The following is an 8,476-nucleotide window of genomic DNA, read 5'->3' as shown; positions in this document are numbered from 1 at the left end:
GAGCTGGTGCGGAGCCATCGGCATAGCGCAGCGCCAGATCCCGTCGCGGGTTGCAGGTGAAGGCAAACTCCGATGGTGTTTTCCATCCGAGTTGCGAGTGAGGTCGCGTATCGTTGTAGTCGGCCCGCCAATGTCCGAGTTCGACGCGGGCCTGGGCCAGCGACGTGAACAGCGTCTCGTTCAACAATTCATCCCGCCGCCGGCCGTTGAAGCTCTCGATGAAGGCGTTCTGCATGGGCTTGCCAGGCGTTTTAGTGCCATGCGACGCGGCTCTGGTCGGCCCAGGTCAGGATGGCATTGCTTTGAACTCGCTGCTGTTGTCACTAACCACCGTTTTGAGTTTGCTCCGCTCCATCGCCAGCCGGTCCACCGCGACCCGGCCCCCGAGAGCGAGGTTCGGCCACAAGCGCCAGGCATTCGCGGGTGCAATCATCGACCACGGTCAGCATGCGGAAGCGGCGGCCGTCGGTGAGCTGATCCGAGACGGAGTCGAGCGGCCAGCGGTCGTTCGGCACTATCGGCACTGTCATGGGCCTCGGCTCCCGATCGTCCGCTTGCGGCCGCCACGGCGACGGACCGCGAGCCTCTCTTCCCGGTTGAGCCGGAAGAGTTTCTTGTGGTTGACCAGATAGCCCTCCCGCTTGAGCAGAACATGCAGGCGCCTATAACCGAAGCGACGGCGCCTCGGCGATCGCCCTCATGCGTCGGCGTAGGGCGGCCTCATCCGCCCGGGACGTCTGGTATCTGATGGTCATGCGGCAACAGCCGATGGCTTTACACGCGCGCCGTTCGCTCATCCCGTGGGCATCAACGAGTTGCGCGACAGCTTTCCGCTTCCCCGCGGGCGTCACCACTTCTTTCCCAGGAGGTCCTTTAACGCAGCATTGTCCAGCATGGCGTCGGCCAAAAGCCGCTTCAGACGCGTGTTCTCATCCTCCAGCGTCCTCAGCCGCTTGGCCTCCGATACCTCCATCCCGCCAAACTTGGCTTTCCATTTGTAGATGCTGGCATCGCTGACGCCGTCCGGCACAGATCGGCAACCGACACGCCAGCTTCGTGCTCCTTCAAAATCCCGATGATCTGCTTCTGTATTCGGTCTGCTTCTGTCAATCCCTTAAGAGCGCGTGCCGCGGGTACCTTGCTTCTGTTCGTGGTCGGCAAAGCCGCCACACGATGGGGTTCGGTTGAATGGTCGGTTCAAGCTCTTCGGCGTAGTCAGCCGCCTGGAGGGCGGACGCCACGACAGATCATACGAACTCGACCATCCCCACGCCCCGCGACGGGCGTCTCTTGGGATGGCGATGGCGTCCTTACGCCACCGCCGTCCATCGGAATTCGGTTCCATCAATCCACATTCGGTGAAGGACGACAGCCATCTTTCTGGCCAGCGCGACCTTCGCACGCTTGCTTCCTTGCCGGTGGGCAACACGCACCGCCCAAGCCTTCATCGGAGACCATCGGGTTGATGGCCTGAGAACAACGTTGGCAGCTTCGAACAGGGCTGTGCGCGTCTCTCCATCTCCGACTTTTGTGATCCGTCCCACCCGATCAACCTCGCCAGATTGGTATCGCCGGGGCGTTAACCCGAGATAGGCACCGACGGATTGAGAATGCAGGAATCGCCTCGGATCGTCCACAGTGGAGCGGAAGGTCAACGCAGAGACCGCGCCGATCCCCGGCATTGTCATCAAGAGCCGACAAGCCGGGTCACTGCGCACGGCCTTCAGAACCAGACGATGCAGTCGGCCGTACTCCCGCATCAGCGCTTCGCGTCCGGCAAGCAGCGGATTCATGATCGCCTCCAGCAAGTCGTCATCGCCGACCAACTCACGAACTCGCGTCGCGAACAGACTCCGCGAGACGACTCCTACTTTGAGACCGAGCGGACGCAGAAGTCCGCGGATGACTTGCTCTGCGGCAGCGATGGAGCGGATGATATGCTTGCGAGCCGCGGCCAGCGTCCGGGCCCTTTGACTGCCGATGCTCTTGACGTGAACAGGGTTGAACCATCCCGTTCTCACCACCTGCGCGATCCCACGGGCGTCATTCCGATCGGTCTTCACCGGCATGGCCGAAAGTGCCGCCTTAACCTGGCGGGCTTCCAAACTGACGGCCGGCAGCCCCAGTTCGATTAGATTTGCGGTCAGCCATTCTGACGTCGGTCCTGCCTCAAGGCCCACCCGTTGAACTTGACCAGCCCATGGTTCGAGGTACTGCACAATCGATGGCGCATCCGCCAAGATGGTTCCCTCCCGGATAAGCTTTCCGGTCTCGTCCACCGCACATACCGCAACGGAATTCAGCGAAACATCGAGGCCGACGTAGATCATGACTTTTCTCCTTCGGATGGAGTTGGTCCATGATCGTCAGCCAAAACGTGCCGCGCAGCAAATAGGTCAGACGATCGGGACCGAATACCCCATCTCTTCCGTAAAGCGGCTGCCTCGGGCGTATTCCCGTTCGTGAAGTACCAGTCGGACACGCGAGCGGCCATGTCGCGGGCGGCGCGCGAAGAGCCGCCCTGGAAGATCTCGGGCAGCGGATCGAGCGGTTTCGGCTTCAGCGAGTACTCGTTGAACCGATAGAAGTCCCCCTTGAGTGTGAAGCTCTCTTCCCTCCAAATCCCGCGCAGAGCATTGATGAACTCCTCCGAACGCCGGTAGCGCTCATCGTGATCGAGCCAGGCTCTCCGATTGCGTGGAATTCACCGCGGAACCAACCGGACACAATATTCACCGCAACGCGCGCGTTGGTAAGCTGGCCGATTGTCGCGATCTGCTTCGCCGCTACGGCGGGATTCCATGGCCCGGGAAGGAGAGCGGCGATCATCTTGAGCTTTTCAGTCGCAGCCAGCAGCGCATGCGAGAAGCTGACCGGCTCGTGCTGCTTGTCGGCTCCTAACCCGCCGTGAATCGGATCTGACTGAGTGCGTAGTCGAAGCCCGCCTTTTCGGCGATCTGAGCAAGCTTCCGGTTGTAGTCGATGTCCCAGCTGGTACGCTGCTCGATCGAAGAAATCACGAGCCCGCCGGATACGTTCGGCACCCAGTAGGCGAATTTGATCGGTTCGTTGTTTACAGACTAGTGGTTTGTCCCTTGAGAATGACACTTACTGCGAGGTAGGCGCGGCCTGAGCGCGCAGCACCATGCGACCACGCCGATCACGGCGAACGGGCGCGACACTGCTGTTCAGCCAGCGTTTGCGTTATTGATTTCGAGGAGCTGGAGCGATCTCAGGCCAGATCGTCTCTATGAATTAAGACGCCGCTCAGGAACAACACGAACACAACTGGTCGACGAGCTTGCTCGGAATCGAATGCGTAACGTTGTCGAAGACGTAGTTGCGCATTGTCCGCGCTCCTGAGTGGGACCATCGCCTGATGATCAATCCTCTCAGAGATTGTTCGACCATGCGAGTCCAAGACGAACTATTTTTCGCCACGCGGGGAAAATCAGCTTCCTTTTGTTTAGCGGCGAACGCATCGTTTGTTGCTGTGTGGGTGCAAGCTGATCATTTCCTCGCCGCGCAGAAGGTCATTCAAATCGCCACGGCCGTACGGCGGCATCGGACCATCTGCACCAAATACTGCGGCTTCGGCCGCTGACTGGAATATTCCAATCGCATTCGCCGGCATCTGAGATCACTTGCTCTGCCGAAGAGATCGGAGACATCGAATTCGCATGGTCGGACCGGCTATTGCCGTCCAACATGCAAGCACGCTCGGCACTGGACGCAATCAAACGAACGCCCCAACGGATTCAGCGCAGAATAGGCGGGGTCGAGCGAACGGCAACAAGAGCCTGGACGGCCCGCCCGTTCATCCAACGCCGTCCTTGGCTGACCTAACGACGTTCGCTCCAGCCGAATTGCCTTCCCTGTCGCTCGAAGGCGTAGATCGGATTGATACCGCAATAGGCATATGTGCCAGAGGCGGTAGCCATGCACTGGCTATAGGTTGAGAACTGGCAGTTGCCCGGATATCCCCAGGCTCGGCCCTGCAAGCAATAAACGTCTTGCCGGGCCGGTGGGGTGTACGAATGAACCCGTGAAGCGGCGGTCGAGCCTGATCCAAAGCCGACGAGGATAGGAAGTGTTAGCACTCCGATAGCGAGAACGTAGCGCATGAGATCTCTTGCCTCCGTTAATTCGCTGAAGGATAGAGGATCCGAATAAAGCGGTTTGATCTTAATCAATGGCGGATGGTGGGTCCAGTCGGACTATCGTCAGCAAGACCATCACCCGTGGACAGAGACCCGAGCGGGATACTTGAGCAGGACGTTGGATATAAGGGTGGGGAGCAATGAGAGGGTTGGAGCGGATTATTCGACCCGTCCTCGGTCCTGGGCTAACCCGCCGGCATTTCGAAGCAGCCTTCCAGCGACACCGCCCGGCGAAACGCATCTTTTAACCGCGACTTGGCGCCTTCGCGCAGCAGAACACTCGTACAGCAGTCAAATCTAGGATCGTTTCATTCGCTCTGAGGCGTGTTGCCGGGCACCTATCCTCGACGATCGAAGGCCACAATTGCCTCGCCTCGACTGTTGCGCGGGCACTGCGTCACAAGGACACGACTTCTTTTTCATAGATGATTGTTAAATACTGTGCAGGCATCCATAGATTGCACCAAATTTATTCGCGAGGCTCCAATTCCCTTCGCATATTCTGGTTTAGGAGTGTCGGACCATGTTTGTGAGCATCACCACAGACCAAAGATCCCGCATCAATTCGCTCAGTGAGCTCGGCATATCGAGCGGGTCAAATCCGATCGTCAGCTTGAGCGAATTCACTTACAAGAAAGGTAAGACGATCTACATCGAGAGTGACCCAGCCGAGTACGTCTATCAGGTCAGAAAAGGCGCGGTACGGACTTGCAAGTTACTCCCCGATGGACGCCGTCAGATCGGCGCATTTCATTTGCCAGGTGATATTTTTGGACTCGAGAACGGCGTAGCCCACCGATTCACGGCGGAAGCAATCATCCAAACCACTGTTCGCCTGATCAGGCGGCAACATCTTGAGACGGTGGCCGAGACTGACGCGGTTGTCTGGCGCACTTTGCTCAGCCTGACTACGAATAACTTGCAGCACGCCGAAAACCATATGCTGCTGCTTGGACGCAAAACCGCTCTGGAGCGCGTTGCCGCGTTCTTGCACGAAATGGATGAACGGCTCACGGCTGCTGACGTTATCTCGCTGCCAATGTCTCGGCGTGATATCGCGGATTACCTTGGCCTGACCATCGAGACCGTTTCGCGTGCAGTATCGCAATTGCACAGTGATGGCGTCCTCGATTTCATCGGCAATACTCAACGCGAGATCGTGATTCTGGACCGGCAGCGGCTCGCGAGCGTTGACCTGCAAAGCTAAATCGCGGACGGCGTAAGACCCTTCGGTCGAGGCCAGGATCGCTCGCGCAGCAACTACCGGCTTTCAGACATAAATTGGTCCGCATCTCTGAGGCGCACCAGTCAGCTTTCGAGCACTATTTCCTGAACGCTACGATGTGCCTTCGCACGGTGCCGGTAAGCACCGCCGGATCATACAGACAGTTGAGCCAACCGGTCAGCATTTTGGCAACCCGTCCTTTGGAATAGACGCTCAGCCGTTCTCCAGTTCTACATCGCTGATATGGGGCCCACGTGGTGAATGGTCATTGTTCTGCTTCTCTCCGCGCAACTCAGTAGACCGAAAATCCACGCTCACGAAGAATATTCCCGTGTCGTTGGAGAGCCAGACTGTATTTCTGCGGGATCCAAGACATTCGTTCGAGGCGGCGCGCCATTCAAGGAAAAAAATCAGCTGCGCGAAATGGGTCATCGCAGAGTCGGGGCGGCGAACGCATGACGTGGATACGATCAATGCGTAAAACTGAATGCATTCCATTCGAGAAGCGATTCGCTCCGGCCTGTGCTTGAGGGGATCGCCGCGGGGGCGGTGGAGCGCGAGCGAAACCGCGTTGTCCCGTTCGAAGCGATAAAGCTGCTCAAAGCGGCGGGGTTTGGAGCCTTGCGGGTTCCGGTCAAGTTCGGTGGTCTCGGCGCATCGCTTCGTCAGACCTTCGATCTGCTCGTTGCACTTGCGCCTACGGACTCCAAGGCGCAGAGGACACACTTCGACCTGCTCGAGGACTTACGCCTGAACAAGGATGAGGCCACCAAGCGCGGTGGCTCAGAGCCATCGCGAATAGTGCGATAATCGGAGTCGCGATAACAGAGTTGGGCGTCGGCGCCGGCGATCGCTACCAGCCGGCGGTGACGTCGGACCAAGCCGGATTACAGCTCAATGGCAACAAAACATTGCACGACTGGCACCCTGTACGCCGATCACGTGATCGTAGCGGCTGACCAGAGCGGCAAGCGGATCGACGTACCTCTCGATACCGGCCAGCCCCGCGTTAAGCATTCACGATGACTGGGATGGCTTCGGGCATTTTTACCCCCCCCCCACCCGTTCAACGGTTCGATCCGCTTCTTAAAGTTGCGGATATTGGCGATCGTATCTTTGCTCTCGCTATCGACATTGAAACGGCCGCGAAGATTGTCTAACTGCGCGTCCAAATAAATCGAGAGGACATCCGCGATAGCGATATCGTCTATGTGGAGGATTCTTCGCTTTGGCGTGTGTTTAGAGCTGATGTAATCTCCTAGCTTTTCCTCCGCGGCCGCAATCTCATCTGCAGCGCAGCCTGTGCTGACATCCCGGCCGTTGTCTCTGATGATCCAGATTGCCCGGTGAGTGATTTATGCGCTCTTGTTTCGGCGGGCAGCCTTGAGCTGAAGTCGGGCGCCCTTGCTTCTTCGCGGCATAGCTCTCTCATCCGTCCGATATGAGCCAGCGTTGTAAATTCCTTGCCCGCAATCTTCTCGATAACCAGTCGATTACGGTCGCGCTCACGACGCAAACCCGCGACGGTCATTCCTCCCAAAGGAAATGCGACCTTCACAGCATCGGCAAGGCGAAGTGGAGTATCAGGTGTAATTTCAGGTTGCGTTCGACGCGGCATCGACGCCACAGCGGGGCTGTTAAAAACCGAACTAAGATGTCAGCGCCTTATTGAAAGTAAACCTTTCCTTCCTTCGATCGTAGGATTGGCAGTTTCATCGCAAAATTGACGAGACACAGCATAACTTGAAGGAGGGACTGACCGTCACTCGGCTTCCTGACTCTGCTTGCTGCTGGCAGTTCCGCCGCACTCGATATCGATCGTGCCATTCTGGATGAGTGGAATACGTGGAAGAGTAAGCGGGCGCCTTTATCTGAAGGCCTGGAGTTCTGAGATCAGCTTTCAGCCGATCGACGACGTGTGCGCACAGGTCCAGGGAAAAACCAACGAGCAGCGGCGGATCTCGAGACGAAGCTTCGAACCCTCAGCTTTCGGAGAAAGTTTTCTCGGTCTATTCAACAGTCCCGATCAAGGCTGTTGAAATGGCTCGAGCCAGAACTCGGCGGTTTTCTGGATTGCTCACCATTGTCGCGTGGTTGCCTGGAACCGGTACGGCACGAATAGCCCCAGCATCCACGACCCGGTCCCAGCCCTGGTTTGGCAAGTCGCTACTGGGTCGTTTGTCAAATGGTACCCAACGACTGACGAGAGGCTCACTCGCATAGAACTGATGTATTTCAATCGCGAGCGACGGAACGCGATACGATTGTAGCGCGCGGTGAAATGTCGCGGCCCTTTGATACATTGAAACGTCACTGCGAAGATCGTGATCTGGAGCTAACGCTCCTATTTGCTGCGCCTTTTCAAGCAACTCAGAGATGGAACATGGTTCGGTGTCGCGTTCCAGAACCTCGTGATACTCATCGCGCAAGATTCCACAACGATCCAAAACAAATTCTCGCGCCAAATTCTTCAGTGATCCGTTTGAAGAAGCCGCGGGTAGACTGACATCGATGAACGCCATGAATGACACAACTTCATCAACACTCAGTAACTGCTCGGCAATTGCATAAGCCAGGATTGCACCTGATGAGTATCCAGCAAAACGGTATGGGCCACGGGGCTGGATCTGTTTAATCGCAAGAATCACCTCCACGGCCATCGTCTCAAGAGTCGGTGGACGAACGTCATCCAAAGGGGGCCATGGCAGAGCGTAGACCGAGCAGTCTGCATCCATTTCCGCTGCCAAACCGAGGACATACGAACAATCCCCAAAACCTGTGGGGACAAAGAAGAGAGGTGGCTGCAATCCGGTCGCTCGAACGGGAATCACCGCCGTGTTACTGGGCTGCACCTGCAAACGAATCTTCGATGCAAGCTCCTTTAGAACAGGGGCTCGGAAGAGGTCGGTGGCGCTAAAACTCAGCCCAAGATTTAATGCTTGACTGAGCATCTGCACGGCCAAAAGCGAGTGGCCGCCCAGTTCGAAGAAGTGGTCGTTGCGCCCGATGCGCTCGACACCAAGGAGCTCGGCCCAGATCTGCGCCAGCGCCGTCTCGACCGCACCTTGCGGCGACTGGTAGGCCGCCAGCG

Annotated in this window: 6 protein-coding genes and 2 pseudogenes; 2 read left to right on the top strand and 6 right to left on the bottom strand. The window is 57.5% G+C overall.

The annotated features are described in order from the left end of the window. From I6F21_RS37075 to I6F21_RS37065, 3 genes and pseudogenes are all read right to left on the bottom strand, one after another. Nucleotides 1-1,110: pseudogene (locus I6F21_RS37075) on the bottom strand (IS3 family transposase); the annotation flags it as partial. 200 nt (nt 1,111-1,310) lie between these two features. Continuing rightward, complete coding sequence (locus I6F21_RS37070; RefSeq protein WP_225184317.1) at nt 1,311-2,330, bottom strand: IS110 family transposase; 1,020 nt, start codon at nt 2,328-2,330, stop codon at nt 1,311-1,313. 113 nt (nt 2,331-2,443) lie between these two features. Beyond that, nucleotides 2,444-3,062 (bottom strand): annotated as a pseudogene (locus I6F21_RS37065) (LLM class flavin-dependent oxidoreductase); the annotation flags it as partial. A gap of 317 nt (nt 3,063-3,379) precedes the next feature. Between I6F21_RS37065 and I6F21_RS37060 the strand changes: the two are divergent. Further along, nucleotides 3,380-3,604 (top strand): hypothetical protein, encoded by a 225-nt coding sequence (locus I6F21_RS37060; RefSeq protein ID WP_225131111.1) that lies wholly within the window; start codon nt 3,380-3,382, stop codon nt 3,602-3,604. 238 nt (nt 3,605-3,842) lie between these two features. On the opposite strand, the gene I6F21_RS37055 is transcribed toward I6F21_RS37060, so the two are convergent. Beyond that, complete coding sequence (locus I6F21_RS37055) at nt 3,843-4,124, bottom strand: DUF3551 domain-containing protein (RefSeq protein WP_128947516.1); 282 nt, start codon at nt 4,122-4,124, stop codon at nt 3,843-3,845. A 559-nt stretch (nt 4,125-4,683) separates the two neighbouring features. On the opposite strand from I6F21_RS37055, the gene I6F21_RS37050 reads away from it, so the two are divergent. Next, nucleotides 4,684-5,367 carry a helix-turn-helix domain-containing protein gene (locus tag I6F21_RS37050; protein WP_225131113.1) on the top strand — a complete coding sequence of 228 codons (684 nt, stop codon included), beginning with the start codon at nt 4,684-4,686 and terminating at the stop codon, nt 5,365-5,367. Between the two features lie 231 nt (nt 5,368-5,598). On the opposite strand, the gene I6F21_RS37045 is transcribed toward I6F21_RS37050, so the two are convergent. After that, on the bottom strand, nt 5,599-6,111 hold the full coding sequence (locus tag I6F21_RS37045) for a hypothetical protein (RefSeq protein ID WP_225131115.1): 513 nt from the start codon (nt 6,109-6,111) through the stop codon (nt 5,599-5,601). A 1,283-nt stretch (nt 6,112-7,394) separates the two neighbouring features. After that, nucleotides 7,395-8,476: thioesterase domain-containing protein (locus I6F21_RS37035; protein WP_225173231.1), on the bottom strand; the 1,082-nt coding region annotated here is incomplete at its 5' end.

The organism is Bradyrhizobium sp. NBAIM03 (assembly GCF_020194055.1).
GTDB lineage: Bacteria > Pseudomonadota > Alphaproteobacteria > Rhizobiales > Xanthobacteraceae > Bradyrhizobium > Bradyrhizobium yuanmingense.
Note: the sequence above shows the minus strand (reverse complement) of the source record. Positions and strands in the feature narration are given on the sequence as shown.